The 19,000-nt window shown below is 38.2% G+C and carries 17 protein-coding genes; 6 read left to right on the plus strand and 11 right to left on the minus strand.

The window, feature by feature from the left end:
- Window positions 1-75: 75 nt before the first annotated feature.
- Entirely contained in the window at window positions 76-1,035 is a 960-nt protein-coding gene (locus tag G7B20_RS12180) for an ATP-binding protein (protein WP_164111678.1), read from the minus strand.
- Window positions 1,036-1,580: 545 nt separating this feature from the next.
- Window positions 1,581-2,231, minus strand: coding sequence for an HIRAN domain-containing protein (locus G7B20_RS12185; protein ID WP_164111680.1), 651 nt, complete (start codon window positions 2,229-2,231; stop codon window positions 1,581-1,583).
- A 480-nt stretch (window positions 2,232-2,711) separates the two neighbouring features.
- Here G7B20_RS12185 and G7B20_RS12190 point away from each other — a divergent pair, with 480 nt between their 5' ends.
- Complete coding sequence (locus G7B20_RS12190) at window positions 2,712-3,509, plus strand: hypothetical protein (protein WP_164111682.1); 798 nt, start codon at window positions 2,712-2,714, stop codon at window positions 3,507-3,509.
- 52 nt (window positions 3,510-3,561) lie between these two features.
- On the opposite strand, the gene G7B20_RS12195 is transcribed toward G7B20_RS12190, so the two are convergent.
- Together G7B20_RS12195 and G7B20_RS12200 are read right to left on the minus strand one after the other, a co-directional pair.
- Window positions 3,562-5,724, minus strand: coding sequence for a hypothetical protein (locus tag G7B20_RS12195; protein ID WP_164111684.1), 2,163 nt, complete (start codon window positions 5,722-5,724; stop codon window positions 3,562-3,564).
- Window positions 5,725-5,741: 17 nt separating this feature from the next.
- On the minus strand, window positions 5,742-6,254 hold the full coding sequence (locus G7B20_RS12200) for a hypothetical protein (RefSeq protein ID WP_164111686.1): 513 nt from the start codon (window positions 6,252-6,254) through the stop codon (window positions 5,742-5,744).
- 534 nt (window positions 6,255-6,788) lie between these two features.
- Between G7B20_RS12200 and G7B20_RS12205 the strand changes: the two genes are divergently transcribed.
- Window positions 6,789-7,154 (plus strand): hypothetical protein, encoded by a 366-nt coding sequence (locus G7B20_RS12205; protein ID WP_164111688.1) that lies wholly within the window; start codon window positions 6,789-6,791, stop codon window positions 7,152-7,154.
- A 36-nt stretch (window positions 7,155-7,190) separates the two neighbouring features.
- Here G7B20_RS12205 and G7B20_RS12210 read toward each other — a convergent pair whose 3' ends face one another.
- The 3 genes from G7B20_RS12210 to G7B20_RS12220 form a co-directional block, all read right to left on the minus strand.
- Window positions 7,191-8,312: a Fic family protein gene (locus G7B20_RS12210; RefSeq protein WP_164111690.1), complete on the minus strand. Its 1,122-nt coding sequence runs from the start codon at window positions 8,310-8,312 to the stop codon at window positions 7,191-7,193.
- Between the two features lie 474 nt (window positions 8,313-8,786).
- A complete protein-coding gene (locus G7B20_RS12215; protein WP_164111692.1) occupies window positions 8,787-9,014 on the minus strand; it encodes a PLDc N-terminal domain-containing protein in 228 nt (75 codons plus the stop codon).
- A gap of 142 nt (window positions 9,015-9,156) precedes the next feature.
- The gene (locus G7B20_RS12220; protein ID WP_164111694.1) at window positions 9,157-9,711 is read right to left on the minus strand and encodes a hypothetical protein; all 555 of its coding nucleotides are present in this window, start codon (window positions 9,709-9,711) and stop codon (window positions 9,157-9,159) included.
- An 881-nt stretch (window positions 9,712-10,592) separates the two neighbouring features.
- On the opposite strand from G7B20_RS12220, the gene G7B20_RS12225 reads away from it, so the two are divergent.
- From G7B20_RS12225 to G7B20_RS12235, 3 genes are read left to right on the plus strand one after another with little or no spacing between them, the layout of a single operon-like run.
- Window positions 10,593-14,081 (plus strand): SusC/RagA family TonB-linked outer membrane protein, encoded by a 3,489-nt coding sequence (locus G7B20_RS12225; protein WP_164111695.1) that lies wholly within the window; start codon window positions 10,593-10,595, stop codon window positions 14,079-14,081.
- A 2-nt stretch (window positions 14,082-14,083) separates the two neighbouring features.
- Complete coding sequence (locus G7B20_RS12230; protein WP_164111696.1) at window positions 14,084-15,442, plus strand: RagB/SusD family nutrient uptake outer membrane protein; 1,359 nt, start codon at window positions 14,084-14,086, stop codon at window positions 15,440-15,442.
- 14 nt (window positions 15,443-15,456) lie between these two features.
- Window positions 15,457-16,773 carry a TlpA family protein disulfide reductase gene (locus tag G7B20_RS12235; RefSeq protein ID WP_164111697.1) on the plus strand — a complete coding sequence of 439 codons (1,317 nt, stop codon included), beginning with the start codon at window positions 15,457-15,459 and terminating at the stop codon, window positions 16,771-16,773.
- Window positions 16,774-16,830: 57 nt separating this feature from the next.
- Here G7B20_RS12235 and G7B20_RS12240 read toward each other — a convergent pair whose 3' ends face one another.
- The 4 genes from G7B20_RS12240 to G7B20_RS12255 form a co-directional block, all read right to left on the minus strand.
- The gene (locus tag G7B20_RS12240; protein ID WP_164111698.1) at window positions 16,831-17,157 is read right to left on the minus strand and encodes a hypothetical protein; all 327 of its coding nucleotides are present in this window, start codon (window positions 17,155-17,157) and stop codon (window positions 16,831-16,833) included.
- On the minus strand, window positions 17,121-17,717 hold the full coding sequence (locus G7B20_RS12245; RefSeq protein ID WP_164111699.1) for a MauE/DoxX family redox-associated membrane protein: 597 nt from the start codon (window positions 17,715-17,717) through the stop codon (window positions 17,121-17,123). Before G7B20_RS12245 ends, G7B20_RS12240 begins: the two co-directional genes overlap by 37 nt.
- A 150-nt stretch (window positions 17,718-17,867) precedes the next feature.
- Window positions 17,868-18,437: a Crp/Fnr family transcriptional regulator gene (locus G7B20_RS12250; protein WP_164111700.1), complete on the minus strand. Its 570-nt coding sequence runs from the start codon at window positions 18,435-18,437 to the stop codon at window positions 17,868-17,870.
- 160 nt (window positions 18,438-18,597) lie between these two features.
- Window positions 18,598-18,825, minus strand: a complete 228-nt coding sequence (locus tag G7B20_RS12255; RefSeq protein ID WP_164111701.1) for a hypothetical protein — start codon at window positions 18,823-18,825, stop codon at window positions 18,598-18,600.
- On the opposite strand from G7B20_RS12255, the gene G7B20_RS19615 reads away from it, so the two are divergent.
- The gene (locus G7B20_RS19615) at window positions 18,824-18,958 is read left to right on the plus strand and encodes a hypothetical protein (RefSeq protein WP_262886573.1); all 135 of its coding nucleotides are present in this window, start codon (window positions 18,824-18,826) and stop codon (window positions 18,956-18,958) included. The two genes, G7B20_RS12255 and G7B20_RS19615, sit on opposite strands and share 2 nt — an antisense overlap.
- Window positions 18,959-19,000 lie beyond the last annotated feature (42 nt).

Consider the following 19,000-nt stretch of genomic DNA (forward strand, 5'->3'; position numbering starts at 1 on the left):
CTTTCTTCTAGGTTTGGTCTGTTTATTCCGTTGGTTTGTTTTCTTCTGGGGAAGGCTGTTGTTATTTGATACGTATCAATCAAGAATCTGCCAATAGCCTCCTCTTGCTGACCCCACGCGGTTTATTTTTTTAATATCTCGTAGTTTCTTTAGATTCTTTTGTATGTTTGTTTCGTTAATACCTACAATTGTCGATAATTCTGGAATAGTGATTCTTGGGTTTATTTTCATAGCTTCCAAGATAGCTTGTTGATTGATAGAAAACCGATCCCCCTCTTTAATTACTGTAGAGGTCTTCTGATCAGTATAGCCCAATTGTGCGTGAAAACCGTTAGAGATTTCTTCTACTATTAATTTCATGGTAGGGTATGTCGAAATCTCATTTCGTACACGAAGAAATCCACTGCCATACTTTTCAATATCCCCCGTCAAATAGAATGCTTCTGCAATTAGTTTGTTTATAGAATAGGCTCTGTAATTGTCATATTGAAGGTCATCAACGGTCAAATCCCCCATTAGTTTGCCAGGATTGAAAAAGGAAATATAATTGTCAAATATTTTAATTTGGACATCGATAGGGCTTCTGTAGTCTCTGTGAATGATACAATTGAGTGTTATCTCGCGTATAGCGGCCAAGGGGTATTCAAATATCTCGGTTCGCTGTGTGGTTTTTCCCGTAATTTCAAAAGCCACTTTAATCTGCGCTATAATATATTGCATAATATCATCGACCGCCTGAAATAAAGCTGCGTTAAACATGCGGTCATCTATAATAAAAGTAAATGTTTTGAACCTCCCTAGGTGTATGTTGTAGCCGATATTCCCTTTTCCGAATAATAACCAAGCAGCATTGGTAATTTCATTTCCATTGATAAGTTTAAGTTTTTCAAGACTACTTTTCACATCAGAGAGTAAATGAAACCTGCCCGTAGTATTTACTTTGTCGATAAACTTTTCTACCCAATGCATATCTAAATCATCCAGTGTCTTGCCGTACGCAGGATAAGAATCCCATGAAAGTTGAAGCGACTGCAAGCTTAAATCAGAAATTTGAGTCGGAGATAAAATGTGATTAGAATTGTTGAGTCTCTTATAGTATCGGCCTTTGAATGCAACCGGTTTAATAGGGAATTCAGATATGGTTAGTTCCCCGATATTAACACCTTCGACTTCAATGATATTTACATCAGGTATGATACTAGGTTGAGTTTTATTTTTGACCTCCCTTTCAGTTTTATTATGTCACCATTTTTCTGGGAGTATCTGTTTTTAAGGACATCAAGAGCTTTCCTATCTGTTGGTGATCAAAAGGAATCATGAAAGCTTTTTCATACCGTTTGGCAGGTCTATGGCTGCGATGCTGCTGTAGTAGATCCTGATTTCGGAGGCAATAATTTGATGACTGAGCGATTCGATGGTCTGCTGTCGCTCGCTAAAATAGGAGAGTGCTATAATAAACTGTGGACACACCACCCTAAGAGAGAGGCGATAGCAAGCTTAGGGTAATGACCACCGGTAGAGACGTAAGACAGACGCCCGTGTAAAAAAAACAAAGCAGCATTTGTTGAATGCTGCTTTGTTTAGGTAGCTATCTTTATAAATATTTTCCTAATCACGCCATTTTGTTCGATAGCTTTTATGGTAAGTTTCAGATTTTCAGATTTTTTAAAAATTCTACAGTGCACCTTTTTTATATACCCCAGTTTGGTTCCGTTAAAGCTGACCAATACCGCTTCGGGATCGTATACATTATCTTTTTCAAGAGCATACTGTAGTGAGTCGCCATTTTTTACAAAATCTTTTGGGATCTGGTAATGAGAGAGTCCTGAGAGATCAGTTAAAAAAGGAAGATCATCACTATCTTGGTATTCCGCTAAGAATTCGAAGTTATCCGTTGCCGTTAACCCTTGTGTTTTACCTAACAGGTGAAATTTATCATCTACTTTTTCAGCAGATACTTCCCAAAAATCCAAGAAGTGCTGAGCGTCCGGGCGATCCGTTTTGATCAGCCTATGGGCGAATATAGAGAGCACATTGACATCATATACCTTATCTAGGTTCTGGAATTCAAAGTAAGGTATAAATCCCTCTATTGATTTTAAAATTTTGGCTTCAGGGAGATATCGGAATGTAATATTATTATCGCTGTCTCTTTCCAAAAGTCCAACAATATGCCTACGGGATCCCGCCCCCTTACGCCATGCAAGATATATTTTTGAAAATTCACTCATTGATAATAGATATTATTTTTTCGTACCGCAAAGTTAGCAATTTTACTATCAACTCTTTCCTTGTGGCGGATATGCCTCCATCATTTGTGGATCGTTCAGCATTTTATTGATTTTATCTTCGGTAAGTTCACGGGCTAATGAGCTTCCGCTATTATATATTCATGCAGCAGTGGGGTATATATTTATCAAGGCTCCCTAAAAATACCTAGTTCTTGGTATTGTGTCATTCTATAATTGGGGATAACTTTGATGATATTACAGATAATCCGATATGTTTATAGCCGTAAAAATAGATTGGAAGTTTTAGGTTCAAACTTAAGGCTAAGAACTATTAAATCAAGACCAATTATAATTTAACGATAAACATTATTACAAACATTGTATTGGGCATTTTCGAGTTGAAAAGTCACTTACATCACAGCATTTACGAGTGCTGAACCATTATGGATTCATAACAATAAACACTTAAAATATAAAATTATGAAAAATTTATTAATCGCATTATTGGTGTTTGGTTTTGTAGTAAAATGCTGGGCGCAGGCAGACATAAAACTCGGCACTCGTTTTACCTTGTTGGCACCCGCAAAGCACTCCAGGACAGATCCAAATCAATCTTTTATATATAATGAAGCAAATAAAACTGCTAACTATTTAGATGATGGTATTAAATACAAAATTGTAAATATAAATGGAGATGATCTTATGGTAAAAGTTTATCCGCTTTTTAATGTGCCTAATAAAAAATTCAAAGGAGTTTCAAATGCTACCTATTATAATAATAAATTATTTTCAATAAAAAAAGCAGAATATTTAGCAAAAGCTGAGGAGATCGTAAAAGCTGAGATACCTGAGCGTATTTCAATAGGAATACTTACACTACCTTTTAAATTTAGACCACAAGATGAAAAGACATTTGAAGCACAATTTAACTTGAACTCAACTTTAAATATACTTTTAGGTAGCCCTGGACCGTCTCATAATGGTTTTTTGCAAATAGGGGCTGGTTTAGGGAGTGTAGATCTCAATTCAAATAACTCACTTGGAATTCAAGCCAATGAAAATATTAATGCAGCTACGCTAACCATGTTTGGTGGCTTTATGCTTCAATATAAAAAAGTTCAGGCAGGAATTTATGCGGGTGTAGACTATATAAATAATCAAAAGCATTATCAATGGCAAAGTAATGGGAAAATGTGGATTGGCTTTGGGATTGGATACCAGGTTTTTAATGTCGGATTAGGTGAAAGTAAAAAAGATTCACAAAAAAAAGAAGATTAATTCCCGAAATCTATTATAGTCCTTGCATGTGGAAGGACTATAATTAGATCTTTTATTTCACAGTACTTATTTTTTCTCCAGTTAACTTAGGATTTAATATATTTTTTAAGCTATCCAATTCCGCTCTTTCCTTTTGGTTTTGGATTGATTTATTAATTATTCCATCGACCGATTTGTTTTCGAAGCTGATTAGGCTAAACGTGGTTACAATCAGTATAAAAACAATAACTGCAGCAGTTATAACGTTCCTGTGTTTTTTGAAAAACTTAGAAAACCCACGTGTTAATGAAAATACAAGTAGAATAAAAATCGCCAAAGATGCCGACATCGATAGCATAAATAGAGCTGCATGTTGGACCGTTTCAACAAATTTGAATGCTGGTATTGACGAAAGAACAAAAGTTATCACTGCTGTAAACAGTGTAATGGTCTCAATAGATTTTAAGTCTTTTTTATCAAAGTCTTTTTTTAATTCGTTCAGATTTTGAAGATCAGTTTTTAAACTCCCTACCACGCTAGTCAGAGCCTTCACCTCTCTGAATAGCTGTCTAGTTTTGGAATATTCATAATCGATAGAATCTTTATAGTAGGGCAGTACAAAACTAGTGAAAAAAAGTATCTTGGGTAGATCTGGGTGTTTTTCTTTCGAAAGCTCTACTAAAGATTCTTCATACGGAAGGATCACGATATAGTTGTCATGCGTTTTTGCCCATTCCTTTTTGTCGTAATACTCATTCAGTAGTTTCGTACATTCTTTATCAACCTTATCCACATATTTTTCATGTACACTTATCTTTTCTTCTTTTGATGACTTTGCAAAATCAGTTTCTATTCTCTTTAGGACGTAGTCTAAATATTTTTTCTCTAGAAAGTAATTATCACTGAGGTGATTTAATTTGCGTTTGCATTCCAAATATTTTTCTCGGTATATATCCAGACCCCATGTTTCATTCTCAGAGATTAACGAAAAATAATTATTAATTGCATAGTTCCTGAAAATATCAATACAATATTGATCATAGCTATGTCTGTCAGAATAATCTTCATGAATTAGATAATCAACTATTTGTTCTAGTTCGGTGTCAGACTTTTTAAAATCTTTATAATATTTTATAAGCCCGTGTAATTCTGTGAAGTTTAGCTTGTCATATCCTTTACGCTTTTTGTTTAGGGTGTCATGGATATAGTATCCATATTGGTTGGCGTCTGTGCAAAAGTCGTAGTGGTGATATATTCTTTTATCCCAGTTTATTAGTGTGGGTATTTTAATTTCAAACTTATCAATAGACTTTTCAGTATCACCGATTCGATACTTGATTGCTATAGTTTTATTTTTGTTTTTACTTTTATACCGCTCACCCCATTTATGGATCAAGAATTCAAGTTTAACATCCAAAGCATAAGCGACAGATTTTTGTGTTCCTTTTAAACTATCAACTTGTCGCTTTAAGATTATTAGGCTTTGTAATTCAGATCTGTCACTGTTGATCAGCAAGTCTTTTCTTGAGACTTTCAGCGTTAGTGTAAACATCCGAATTACATTTTGGAGTTCATCAGATAGATGTGGAATTTGATCGATATTATTGTCCTCTATTATAAAATAGTGGTCCGAACGGTATTTTGTGAAGTTAGCAACTAGGTAGCTAACAAATTTCTGATATTCTTCGAGGCAATATACGATAGAATCTCTAAAGACTCTCCACTCTTCGGATAAATTTTCCGACGCCTCAACGATAGTAACGAGTAATTGTATTTGTTTAATTAGTGAGTTGAGCTCATCATCAACCTCATCTATCGTCAAGAATTCACCAGATAGTAAGCTGTAACTTAGTAATTTCACTATTTCTCTAATGGATGAGTCAGAGAAACTAGAAAAAGCACCTACATGGTCTATATCATTAGGTGGTATAAGTGGTGTCCTAGGCTCAGTAGTTGTGTTTTGGGTTTGCGTTGATTCTATCTCTGTCGATGTTGGCTCAAAAAAATGATCGCCTAAATCTAGTTGTTGTTCTGATTCGGTGATTTTTTTCTGATCACTGGTTTCATTAATAACTTCTGGGTTTGCCGATTGTGCGGTCACTTCTGTTATATCACTAGCTCTTATCGATTCTTCTTCAGGATCTATGGAAACCGTGGGTATAGCATTAACAGTTTTGGTTAATTCCGCTTGATATTCAGTTACCTTTTTGGCAACTCCAATTAAATATGTTCCCATACCTTAGTATTAATGTATTAAAAACTATACACTTTGTATTCGTTTTTAATCACCTGGGTAGGGATTTTCATACTTAGCTTATTCTGAGATTTAGCTTGGTTAAAATAATATCGCCATGAAAACCACTGATGGCTTAGTTCGACAAGATCATACGCGGGCATGAATAATATTTCAGGATTTTTCTTCAATAACAGCTCAAACTTTGGATCGACTATACTAACAACAGTTTGATCAAACGAACTAGACAGTATAGTCTGTCTTTTTAATGTTGTTTGTTGTTTTGTAAATAAAAAGTTGTCAAAGCTATTTGCTTTCATCCATGTATATATATCTTTTTCTACGTGGCCTAGCGGCATAGCGTAAACATTATTGAAATGATCAATCAATGAATTACCTTCATCATCCTCCACGGTGGAGAAGAAAAACAAAAGCTTTACGCATTTAAGGATACTCAGATCGTTAGATCTTCCGTTGTCTCTTAAATGAACAAGTGTTTTGAAGATAAAATATTCAAAGATTTGGTTTTTCATGACGAACTTCTATCATAAGTGGCTGCAAAGGTAAAAATAACCTATGATAAATATAGTAATAAAATTTATTATATTCCTATTTCTGTCAACTATTTATTTTTCAATACTTTTCGCTTTCTTCTGTTCTATGCTGTGCTGATTTCAGAACTTATTTACTAAGATCCAGCGCAAATTATTTTATAGTTTTTTGTGCCAACATTATCCTTCGTAAATCTCATGATTAACATAGATTTTTTCGATGTTGTCTATATATCATTTAGTATGTACTCTTTGTTCTGTTACCTTGGGTGGAATAATGATATTTTAGATAATTAGTTTTCTTCTAAACCAGTGGTGTGTTTTGTTTTCAGTATCAAAATCTGATCATTTTAGCTTCCCCTAAAGGCGAGTCTTCTATTGCTTTTTAGTATCACTTCTTACTTGGCTTCACTAACTGTTTTCGTTTTCTTCTCCTTCTGGTTTCAGTCGTAATACTTCCTTGCCCGCTTCGGTGGTGTAGTAGCTTTGTCCGGGGTGATTTAATATTTTCAGGGTGTGTCATGGCTATCCATTTTAAAGAAACGCTATATCCGTAAGTCTGCAGATCTTCCCGTCCTTGTCGAACTCAAATACCGACCTGCCTTTCAGCTTGATAGCATCACCTTTTTTCATACCGTTTGGCAGGTCTATGGCGACGATAGTGCTGTAGCTAATCATAATCTCGGAGGAGGCTCTTTGATGACTGAGCGATTCGCTGGTCTTCTGCCGCTCGCTAAGATAGGAGAGTGCTTTGGTAGCCTGCGTTTTGAACGCTTCGATCCCCCTGTAATTGTAGGGATATGTTGCCGTTGGCTATATGCATTTTTGCATATTGCTTTTTTCTTCCAATTCTCTTTTCTTGAAAATATTACGAGAAGCTAATGACCAATTTTTGGTTTCTTCGTTGTTTATTATCGATTAAAACAACTTGATGTAAGAGTCGAACATAAAAATCTGTCCCCTTTTTCCTCCTGTCATTTCTTTTATTATACCATATTGTTCCATTTCGTCGATAATTTTGTAAGCGGTTGGCATGGATACTCCCGTTAATGTTACGACTTGTTGTGCATTAATAATTGGACGTTGGTACAATTGGTCTAATATACTAAGTATATGATGACTTCTCGTACTCTTTTTCTGGAGTAACTCTTCTGTTTCTTTTTTTAATTTTAATATCGCATCAAATGTAGCGACTCCATTTTTGGCTGTTTCTATAATTCCAACCAAAAAAAACTTCAACCACTGTTTGATATCGCTGTGTGTCCGGACACGCATTAAATTATCGTAATATAATCCTCGATGACGCTCGAAAAAATCTGATAAATACAGAATAGGTTTTTTAAGAATCCCTTTATCAACTAAGTATAGCGTGATCAATAAACGTCCTACCCGACCATTACCATCCAAAAAAGGGTGAATAGTTTCAAATTGATAATGTATTAAAGCAATCTTCAGCAAATCAGGAATAAAATACTCTTCATTGTGCGCGAACTTCTCTAGATCATTCATTAATTCTGGAACAGAGTTACACACGGGCGGTATAAATGTAGCATCATTGATACTAGCGCCACCAATCCAATTCTGACTGCTTCTAAATTCACCAGGTAATTTATGTTCACCACGAGCGCTTTGTAGTAAAATACGATGAGTGTCACGGATTAATCTTGAAGAAAAAGGTAATTCGTGGAGCTTTTGAATCGCTTGATTCATTGCCTCAATGTAATTATGAACTTCTACCCAGTCATCTCTTCGTTCGACGCGTAAATCTTCTTTATCTAAGAAAGCATCTTCTATATTGGTTTGCGTACCTTCAATCTTACTGCTCTGGGTCGCTTCCTTAGCGACATGCATGCTGATGAATAAGTCAATATTGGGGATGTATTCAGAATACATATCCAGGCGTCCTATTTGTCGATCTGCTTTGGATAGCAATTGTTGAATTTCCATGTCATCCAAAACCCATTGCTTGTTCATTTCAGTTGGTTGAAAACTCTTATAGAATCCCTGATTGATATATGTTCCAGCCTTGAAGTCTTTCATTTGGATAAATTTAATGATAACACCTTAACTTGAAGATGCAGTTGTTTAAAATTGGATGAGCAAAATTAAACAATAAAAACCTTATTTAAAAATATGTCTATTTATTTAAATAACGAATGGCTTAATTAAGAAAATTCATACTTTTTAAATCCGGAGTAGCTTAGGATTTCTCATCTTTTTCTTGCTTAACCCTGCTTAACTCTTGCTAATGCTTTAAATTGGTTCGTACAGTTGCCTATAGCTTGTCTATGGTTTTGTTTTTGATACTCTCCTTTTTTTGATATCCTTTTGGTTTTCTTCTGAAGTTGGCCTCGTCATCCCGAAATCGGGACAGATAGTCGAGGGTGTCGAGAACCCCGAAGGGCTCAACGAAGTTACATCTACAAACTATACGTTCGTTTTCCCATTTTCTATTTCTTCTCTTCCGCAGGAGGTTCCAAGCCTATTATAGGGCGCTCGAGCGAGTGGCAAGATCTATGCAGTTTCCTTAGTCGATTTCTTATTTCCATCTTTTCCAAATATCCAGTAACATATCATAGCCAGTCCCGACGCGACCAATAGCGCTATAATCCAAAATGTACGATTACCATCCAGTTTTGGATTATTCATTAAATGATAGAATGTATATATGTAAAATATAGAGATAGGAAGTACGAGAAGTAAAAATTCAGATGTTCCTAGGTTTAAAAATAATAAGTTCATATGTTTTTGCTTTGTTATTGGTTTAATTTTTAGACTAGTTAGTTGTTTACTTTTTCTCTTCCGCAAATGGTACTAAACCTGTTATTGGACTGTCGCCTTATAATTGGTTAAAGAAAATAGTAGTTCTGTTTCAACTTAGTGCTCAAGTCAATTTATATTTTTTAGGGGAAACGTTATCGTCTCTTTGCAACCAACCTTTCTTCACAGCACTATTCAATGTATTGGTTGCAGTATCATATATAAATGAGTAGTTTTTCTTACAAAAGTCTATAACTTCTTGTTCGTCTACCCAATCTTCAAAAAGCTTTGTGTTTGGTATTAATCTATGTTCAAGCAGTTCCATCAAGCCAGCACGCTCTTCTAATATCATGTGAGCATTACTCTGTATCGACATATGGTACTTAATAATTCTTTGCATAAGAGCTTTCCAACTAGGGAGTTTCTTAAGGGAATAGAACTCTTGCAAAGTGTATCCGTAGAAGAGTATAAGTTCATTGATAACCTCTACCCCAACATTCTCTCCATTCTCTGCCCCTTTTAATGTATTTGTGCTCATTGCCAATACGCTAGAGATTTCTTCAGCCCGCTTTGCTAGCAAATTTCTTAAACCTTTCAGTCTTTCTCCTATCTGTTTGTTTTGCATTATGGCTAACGTCTTCAGTAAAGAATTTTCTGTCTGATTCGAATTATTTTTCATCAATATTTTGATTATAATTAATTAGTAGCTATATTTGTGTTGTAATCAGTTCGTCTGATTTGAGTCTTGTCTAACAAAAACCAGCAATTTTTAAGACACAAGACCACTAGGAGTTTTATCCCTACTTTGCTATCTTTGCGATGTGTGGGATAGGCTCCTGCTGGAAACCGTGTCTAAGGCCCTTGCTGGTGCCATGTTGGGCGGTGGAAAGCAGGAGCCTATCTTTTTTAATTAGCTCCAATTTTCCTCCTCTCAGAGACTCTTTAAATGTGTTACCAATTTTTAGACAACATGATAAAAAGAGAATCATTAACCAACAACAGTGTACAGCTCGCGACCCAAGGTCGAGGCTGCTACCTGGCACTGCGCGCGCTGATAAAGAACAAATGCTGCCCGCCAGAATAGTGCAATACGACATTAAAAACCAACAAAGGGTACATAGACTACGGTCTATTTACACAGTACATATTAAGAGCCTAAATGGTCAATAATCAGTACTTCTCTTTTGGTTTTTCCGACTTGTTTATGGACCATTTCCACACAAGGCAGGTCTGTTTTCCAAAATTATGGACTTCGCAATCTAAAAGTAGGAAAATATAAATGCACTTGCAAGGATATGAATCAAAATAATATAGATTTTCTATAAACAAACAGGTCGGTTTTTATTCATGCGCAGATGAGGCGTCGCCAATTATTAGACCCTTATGAAATAACCCAATAATCCTCGTCTGCCTTTCAATATTATTTTATGAACCGTGTGAACTAGTTAAGGACTATATAGTTTTTAGACCCGTTCGACTCCTCTGCGTTCCGCTTTCCGATGAATCGGAACTGAGCAAAGTGACGGAGTAAAATTAGGTCACACCTAATGAACTTTAGAAATGAACAAATTTTTAAGGGGTGGGAGAGGACTGTCTTTTTGTGAAGGTGAACATGTTAACATGTTATCCCGATATAAAATCGGGACGGGTCCCAGTTATCAAGATCTTTCTAATCGCCCAATAGAACAAGATAAGTACGTGATATCAACAAATAGATCATCACGTCGTTACACTCCTTTCCGAAGTAAATCCGGAACCCGGCATGATGACGGAGGGATAGTGAGGCATACTGCTTATAGCCTAGGGCTTATAGCTTTTAAAATAGTATTCTGTGTGTTGTTTAGTCAGCTTGCGTTTACGCAGGCGGTCGCTCAGACGCAGTCGGGGTCAGTACTTCAGGGGGAGGTACGCTCGGCTGCCGATGGGCAGGCTATTGAAGGGGCTTCGGTCACCGTCGATAAGAAACACGTGCGCACAGACAAAGAGGGGAGATTTACGATTAGCGTAGATCCACCTACAGGAGTATTAACCATAAAACATATCGGATACAAGGAGCAAAGTGTTGCCTATGAAAATACGTCTACATTTATAAAAATACAGTTACAGCCAAATGAGAACACGATAGATGAGGTCGAGGTGGTATCCACCGGATATCAGATAATACCTAAAGAAAGAGCTACGGGAAGTTTTTATCGCGTAGATAATAAACAGCTTGATAATCGTGCATCGACCAATATCATAAATAAACTAAATGGGATCGCTAGCGGGCTGGTATTTAATAAGCAGAGGATCACCGGGCAGGACGAATTGCAGATACGTGGACGTAGTACCTTATTTGCTAACGAACAACCCTTGGTAGTCCTCGATAATTTTCCTTATGAAGGTAGTCTCAATCAGATCAATCCTAACGATATAGCAGATATCGTACTCTTAAAAGATGCCGCCGCGGCATCAATCTGGGGTGTACGGGCAGGTAATGGTGTGATTGTTATTACGACCAAGAAAGGGAGTAAGTCAGATCGACCACGTATAGATTTTAATGCTAATAATTCTATAAGCGCAAAACCCGATCTAATGTATAATCCCAACTTTATCCCTGCCAAGGATTTTATCGAGTTTGAAAGAATATTGTTTGACAAGAATTATTATCAGGCTGATCTAATATCCAAAAAAAGAGCTCCTTTATCGCCTGTGGTGCAGCTACTGTATGCGCATCGGGAGGAAGAAATCACTGACGACGAGTTAAGTCGCAGATTGGCTCTGTACGAAGGCTACGATATACGACGCGAAATGGGGACCCACATCTATCGCCATGCGCGAGATCAACAATATGCCGTTCAGTTTTCAGGAGGTACTGCGAATTACAGATATCTCTTTTCAACAGGCTACGATCGCAAGGATCTCAGTACAGTCAGGGATTATAATGATAGAATCACGCTTAGATCCAGTAATCAATTTGACATTTCTAAAGCGCTTCAGGTTGGTGTAGATTTTAATTTTGCCAAAATACGAGCCACATTTAATAAAGGGGGGATTAATTTAAATACTGGCAATGGAAGAGGTATTTACCCTTATCTTCGATTGTCCGATGAGAATGGTAATCCATTACAAATGGTCAAGGATTATCAACAGCCCTTTGCCGATGAAGCTACAGAAAATGGCTTCCTAAACTGGATTTATGCCCCTCTATATGATATCGGCCTACACACTGAGTTGACGCATGGAAGAGATATCCGTATCGAACCCAGTATAAATTATCGCCTCTTTGACGGATTAGAAATACAGGGTAAATATTTCTATCAGGATTTTAGATCAGATCGCTACGAACTGGCCGAAGAAGACAGTTATTATACGCGGGATCTTATCAATAGATATGCTACGGTGAGCACTGCAGGGTTGGTCACCAAATTGGATAATATTCCGCTGGGCAGTATTCTTGATGAGACTTATAGCGGATTTGTCTCCCACAATCTGCGTGGACAGTTTCGTTTATCTCGAACAATAGCCTCTGATCACCAGGTGGATGCGATCTTAGGTGCCGAGCAAAAAATGCTCTCACGAAACTCATCATCATTACGAACTTACGGGTACAATGAGGACAACGGTTCAAGCAAATTGTTGGAATCTCCACTCAAGAGTTATACACTGTATCCATCGGGCATGGGAGCTCCTATACCCAGTTTACGGTCCTTGGGGAGTGGCGAGGATAGGTTCAGATCCTACTTCAGCAATGTTTCCTACAGTTATGGTAATTATACCATCTCGGCAAGCTGCCGCATAGATCAATCTAACTTTTTCGGGGTCAATGCCAATCAGAAATCTGTGCCGTTATGGTCATCAGGTTTTAAATGGCGTGCTTCGAATGAATGTTTTTACAACATACAATGGCTTCCGGAGCTTTCACTTCGGGCCACCTATGGTTATAATGGTAATTTAGACCGTTCATTGACAGGGGTGACCATTTTACGTTTTAATCCTACACCTGCGCCTATTTCTGGCTTGCCCTATGCGGATATCAATACTTTAGGTAATCCTGATCTACGATGGGAGCGGATAGCCATGCTGAATCTGGGGCTCGACTTCGCGACTAAAACTGGTTTGTTGCGTGGTAGTGTGGAGTATTTTAAGAAGAATGGAAAAGATATGATCGGTGATGCACCAATGCCGCCGAGCTCGGGTGTGCAGAACTTTCGCGGTAATTATGCAGAGATAAGTGGACAGGGCTTGGATATTGTGGTAAAGCTAAACAAAAGCTTTGTGAATGAATTCCGATGGCATTCTGCATTCCAATGGAGCTGGGCTACGGATAAGGTTAAAAAATACGAAACTTCTTTTGCACCGGCGCTCTATTTTGGAGCCAGTGGCAATACCTTTGATAAATATCCCATTGAAGGTTATCCTTTATATGCTGTGTTCAGTATGCCTTGGGCAGGTCTCGATCCTGTCAATGGTAATCCCAGAGGATACATTGAGGAGGTCGCTAGCGATGACTATGTAGCCTTGAATACGCCTGCACTGGAAGATATACACTACCATGGGCCAGCAAAACCTGTCTATTTTGGGAATCTATTCAACGAGTTATCTTACAAAGGCTTTTATGCCTCTTTCAATATCGTGTACAAGCTGGGTTATTATTTCCGCCGCGGATCGATCAACTACAATTCGCTTATCAACAATTGGTCAGGACATCGGGATTTTGCGATCAGATGGGAGCAGCCTGGTGATGAGTTGAGAACAGATGTCCCATCGATGTTGTACCCCAATAATACCAACAGAGATATCTTTTACCAACGTGCCTCCGTATTGGTAGAAAAAGGCGACCATGTCCGTTTGCAATATATTAATATGGGGTACGAGTTTAGGCGTAGATCGGAAAGCCGAATCCCATTCCATAGCTTTAGATTATATACACAGTTGGACAATCTGGTGATACTCTGGAAAGCCAATAAGCAGGGACTTGATCCTGATTTTCAGGCGTATGCTAGTGCGGCAGCGGTCAGTATTCCTACTCCATTTTTATTTACCCTTGGTTTAAAATTAAATTATTGATTATGAATGTTCTAAAATATGGTGCATGCCTATTGCTATGGCTAATTACCTCTTGTCAGAATGAATGGCTAGATGTCAAACCTGTACAGTCTATGGTCATACCTACCAAAGTGGCCGATTATGAAGCTATTTTGGACAATGTGAATATAATGAATTCCAGCTACTTAGGAATCGGAGAGGTTGCTTCGGCAGATTTTCATATTGCGGACGACTTTTACGCGCGATTGATTGATGATGAACGCATTGCTTATCTGTGGAAGTCGGAACCTACTTATAGTAGCAATATGGCTGGGGACTGGACTTATGCCTACCAGCGGATATTACGCTCCAATATAGTGTTGGATGGCTTGGTAAATTTGAAAGAGGAAGTAAACACTTCGCAATGGAAAGAACTAAAAGGTGTTGCGTTATTCTACCGTGCATTTAACTATTTTCAGTTAGCTCAGGTATTTACGCCTCCTTACGCAACATCTGTCGCAGACAAAGAGTTGGGATTACCTCTACGACTGACCGCTAACGTCAATCAAAATGTAGGTAGATCCACTCTTGAGGATTTGTATGTACAAGTTTTAGATGATCTGATGCAAGCGACGGATTTATTACCCTTGCATACTATTTCTAGAACTAGGCCTTCAAAAGTCACAGCTTATGCTTTGCTTTCACGTATTTATTTATCAACGAGCGATTATGATAATGCGCTGGTATATGCTGACTCTTGTCTCTTAGAACATAATAGCCTGATGGATTTTAATGGTGATGTTGATATCAATCTCCAATTGACAAATCCCATCAAACAATTGAATAAGGAGACGTTATTCTTGGCAAGAATAGGTAATTACTCAGCATTCTCCCCGGGTGCACTAATCGTTGATGCCTCCTTGTACAGGCTGTACGGTCCTCATGATCTACGAAAAAACGTGTTTTTTAGAGAACACGGGGGGGTGGTGCGGTATAAAGGAAGTTATGATGGCACACGCCTTTTGTTCTGTGGCCTATCTACGGGTGAAATATTGCTAAATAGAGCCGAATGTTATATTAGAAAGGGATTGGTTGATCTGGCGTTAGCAGATCTTAATGCCTTGTTGAAGGCGCGTATCGATAAGGGTAGCTTTGTTCCGTTCGCCATCACCGACAAGGATATTCTGCTAAAGGAAATTTTGTTAGAACGTAGAAAAGAACTTTGTTTTCGGGGATTAAGATGGTCAGATCTTAGAAGATTAAATCAAGACCCTACAACAGAAATTCTGCTAACAAGAGAAGTCTTGGGATCACGATATGAGTTATTACCTCGCTCTGCTCGATACACTTTTGCTATACCTAATCAGGAAGTCTTATTGACTGGAGTTGAACAGAATAATTAATATTTAAAATAGAAATGATGAAAGCAGTAAAGTATTTCTTGGGAATTTTGCTATTCCTGAATATAAATCTGGCTAACAGCCAGATCAAGCCCTTAAAAATAGGCGATAAATTACCTGGATTAGGTCTGCACGAGGTCGTTGGTCATCCCGTAGATTCTCTCGATTTTAAGGAATTTAAGGGGAAGTATATCATTCTTGACTTCTGGGCAACCTGGTGTGCGCCCTGTCTGGCGGGATTCCCGAAAATGAAAACCATTCAGGAAAAATATGCGGATAGATTAGCTATTTTGCCCGTTACTTACGAAGAGAGAGATAAAATTGAACAATTTTTTGATAGATCTGAGATTGGAGACCTAGGTCTGATATCTATTGTCAACGATAATACCTTGAAGCGTTACTTTCCGCATCGTACCATACCGCACTATGTCTGGATAGATGACAAGGGAAGGATCGTTGCTATCACTGAAGAAAAATATCTTACTATCGAAAATGTGGACAGGTGGATGGAAGGGGCAATCATTTCCTTTCCAATAAAGCAGGAGGCGATGGAAAGATTGAATGATAGAGAGCCTGTATTTAAATTGGGCAATGTGCTGACTCTTGATACTGTAAATCGCTTTGTGCCACTTCCGGATAGTAGCTTAAAGTACTTTTCTATTATTACTAAGGGAGATATTCCAGGGGTGATAGGGTCATTGGTGAGAGATTCAACAAGGGTTTCTTATATTAATACTACCGTGAAAAATTTGTATAAGTTAGCATTTTCAAATTTTGATAGAGCATTTTTGTACAATGCAAAAGTTGATTTGCTTCTTCGTGATTCAACCTTTGTGAATACAGACAAAGTTGGAGCTGAAGTCATGGATTGGATCAAAAAATATGGTTTTTCTTATGAACTACGTCTTCCTAAGCATATGGCTCATAATATGTCGAATTTTATGCAAGAGGATCTGAATCGATATTTTGGATCTATGTATGGAATTGAAGGTCGACTAGAAGAAAGAGTTTTACCGGCATTAGTCCTGACTTCTATAGGGGACACATCATTTCCGAAAAGTGAAAGTGACACATCGATGTTTAATGCAGACTTAGCGGGCTTAAAAATTGTGAACAGAAAGTTGTCTTGGCTGACCCACCATCTGACTTTCACTTTGCAACATCTGAAACTTCCGATTTTGGACGAAACTGGAATTGATTTCGCAATAGATATCGAGTTGGATGGTAGCTTGTCCAGTGTGGAATCTGTCAATAAAGCTTTGCTCCCTTATAAACTTAAACTTAGCAAATCAGTAAGGAAGACAAAAGTACTCGTAATAGCTGATCTAAAATAATCAAAGGGAGCCAATAATAATTATTGGCTCCTTTCTGTTGAAGATTAATGACCCGTATTACGGGGTATAGTTCCCTTCGGCTTCCGCTGTTACTGATCCCAATGGATTTCCAGACGCATCTGCTCCCATATCTGAAGATCCATAACAGTAGTTGTTCGGATTTAGCGAACAATCCAGCGCACTTGGGGCAGTAGTCCCAATGTACTTCCATACTGGACTTACTTTGGATGTGCCCTCATTTCTAAAGAAATGTTGTGCCTGTCTTTCTGGGTTTTCGACAGGTTTGTTATGTTGTTTTGTTGTAAATGCCGAACCGACCACAGCCAGTCCTAATAATAGTGCGCCAACTAGCGCCTTGCCCTTGTTTTTTTGTGAATTTTCCACGGCTTTAAATTTAGTTGTTTATACTTTTTTTGTCGGATGGCGTGTATACCCAATATAAGCCAAATTATGTTAAAGGCCAGGTGGGTACCCCATCCCATGCTTTCGATTACGCCCCCACAACTACATAAGCGGTCTGGAACAAATAACATCATCAATGCCAGGTATGCTGTAAGTATTCCCATTAAAATGGTACTGCCCCACAGGGCTGTACGTTGATAACGGGGTAGGATCAGCCCGATCGCTAACAGGATTTCGAGCTGAGCTATATCCCAGCCTATAGGGTGTGCATAGCTGCCTATATAGGGAATCTCTGCTATTCCCTTAATAAAGGTTTCCATCTTCCATAGTTTGCTGGATGCCGTATACATATAGAGCATGGCATAGCCATATACGGTAACGTTGTATATCGGTTTGCTCAGATATCTCCGATACCAGCGTAAGGTTTTATCTAACCTGTCAACTATTGCCTGCTTATACCAAAGTGTGATCATATTCCTGTTGCCTATGTTTTGCGCGGTTGTGTTCAAAAGCATTGTCGCTGCCGCCTTTTCTTTATACACCCAGGCACAGCCTGCGCGGTGTACCCTTTTGGTGAGCTTCCCCTTTTCATTGACACCTGGTATCGCCGATCCGCTGTACTTGCGTTTTGATATTTCAAAGGTAGGGGCCGTTCATTTCTTAAAATCGGGTCTTATGGTAGTATTTAATTTTTATCGGTTTATTTCCTTTTTTCGACTCTTGTACAGGGTCTTCGGGTTGATATTTAGGTATTGGGCCAGCTGGTTGTTATTGAGAATAGCGGGTATAGCAGGTATTTCATATAGCGTCTCGCTGTATCGGTCCTTGGCATTGCGCGCCATCACTCTTGATTTGATGTCACCTGTGGTAAACCGTCGCTGCCGCAGCACATTGACCAGCCGCATGATAGGGGTATGCTTGTCCATAAGATCACGCAGGTGTTGCAGATGTACCGTAGCCAGCTTGGTATCTTTTAAAAAACGGATCTCCAGGCCATGGCTGCTACCGCTATATTCATGCTTGGTCCCGGTAAAGGTCTGTCCCGGTAATGTGGCCCAGTGCATATAGGGGGTCTCGTATTCAAAGTACTGATACGCCCCGACCAGCCCATCGATCACATAACACCAATACGGCTTCTGCTCCCCATCGCTACAGTACACTTTATTTTTATTAAACTCCTGTATTTTGATATGCCTGAATAGTGCCTGGCTTGCATCTGCACATTGTAATAATCCTTTGGCCTGAGTGACGAATCGTTCCATAATTTTTTTTCATTGGTAGATCACAATGAGTCGATAGTTATCTCCTATAAAACAAGTTAAATCGATGCATGTGTCTCCAGCCTACAAAGCTGACATCAAACCATACGATTATGTCATTATTTATACGTTCAACTGTGTTTGTTGCCATAACTGCACCTTTTTAATACGTAAATGACTCTTTATTGGCTAAGGATACATTTATCATAAGGTTATTTAGTGCTATAAAGCTATCGACAGACTCTCTAGACTCATCTGTCGTGAGAATGAATGCATCCTTCGATTTTCTTTTTGTTTCTAAATCTTTTACGAATCCTTTGTAATGCCGGCGCACAAAACAAGCTGCTATTGCAAGAGCAGATTGATGGTAGAATGAAAATAAAATTAACATGCAGAATCAAAAAAAGTTAACAGAAATCAATCATCAAAAAGATTGTCAGGTTCAAGTTCAATTGAAGGACTTATTGGACCCTATCGTACAGGATATCGAAAAGCCTAAGCCCAAATGTCCGATCTATCTATAGTTGAATAATCTAGATCCAGTCTCTATAGACTGGATTATCAAC

This window comes from Sphingobacterium sp. xlx-96 (assembly GCF_011007365.1).
Taxonomy (GTDB): Bacteria; Bacteroidota; Bacteroidia; order Sphingobacteriales; family Sphingobacteriaceae; genus Sphingobacterium; species Sphingobacterium luzhongxinii.

Bases quoted from the DNA above. Each gene is read 5' to 3' on its own strand.
- G7B20_RS12230 (WP_164111696.1), top strand. From the start codon at position 14,084: ATGAATGTTCTAAAATATGGTGCATGCCTATTGCTATGGCTAATTACC.
- G7B20_RS12215 (WP_164111692.1), bottom strand. From the start codon at position 9,014: ATGAACTTATTATTTTTAAACCTAGGAACATCTGAATTTTTACTTCTC.
- G7B20_RS12235 (WP_164111697.1), top strand. From the start codon at position 15,457: ATGATGAAAGCAGTAAAGTATTTCTTGGGAATTTTGCTATTCCTGAAT.
- G7B20_RS12220 (WP_164111694.1), bottom strand. From the start codon at position 9,711: ATGAAAAATAATTCGAATCAGACAGAAAATTCTTTACTGAAGACGTTA.
- G7B20_RS12190 (WP_164111682.1), top strand. From the start codon at position 2,712: ATGAAAAATTTATTAATCGCATTATTGGTGTTTGGTTTTGTAGTAAAA.
- G7B20_RS12185 (WP_164111680.1), bottom strand. From the start codon at position 2,231: ATGAGTGAATTTTCAAAAATATATCTTGCATGGCGTAAGGGGGCGGGA.
- G7B20_RS12210 (WP_164111690.1), bottom strand. From the start codon at position 8,312: ATGAAAGACTTCAAGGCTGGAACATATATCAATCAGGGATTCTATAAG.
- G7B20_RS12195 (WP_164111684.1), bottom strand. From the start codon at position 5,724: ATGGGAACATATTTAATTGGAGTTGCCAAAAAGGTAACTGAATATCAA.
- G7B20_RS12250 (WP_164111700.1), bottom strand. From the start codon at position 18,437: ATGGAACGATTCGTCACTCAGGCCAAAGGATTATTACAATGTGCAGAT.
- G7B20_RS12225 (WP_164111695.1), top strand. From the start codon at position 10,593: ATGAACAAATTTTTAAGGGGTGGGAGAGGACTGTCTTTTTGTGAAGGT.
- G7B20_RS19615 (WP_262886573.1), top strand. From the start codon at position 18,824: ATGCAGAATCAAAAAAAGTTAACAGAAATCAATCATCAAAAAGATTGT.
- G7B20_RS12255 (WP_164111701.1), bottom strand. From the start codon at position 18,825: ATGTTAATTTTATTTTCATTCTACCATCAATCTGCTCTTGCAATAGCA.
- G7B20_RS12200 (WP_164111686.1), bottom strand. From the start codon at position 6,254: ATGAAAAACCAAATCTTTGAATATTTTATCTTCAAAACACTTGTTCAT.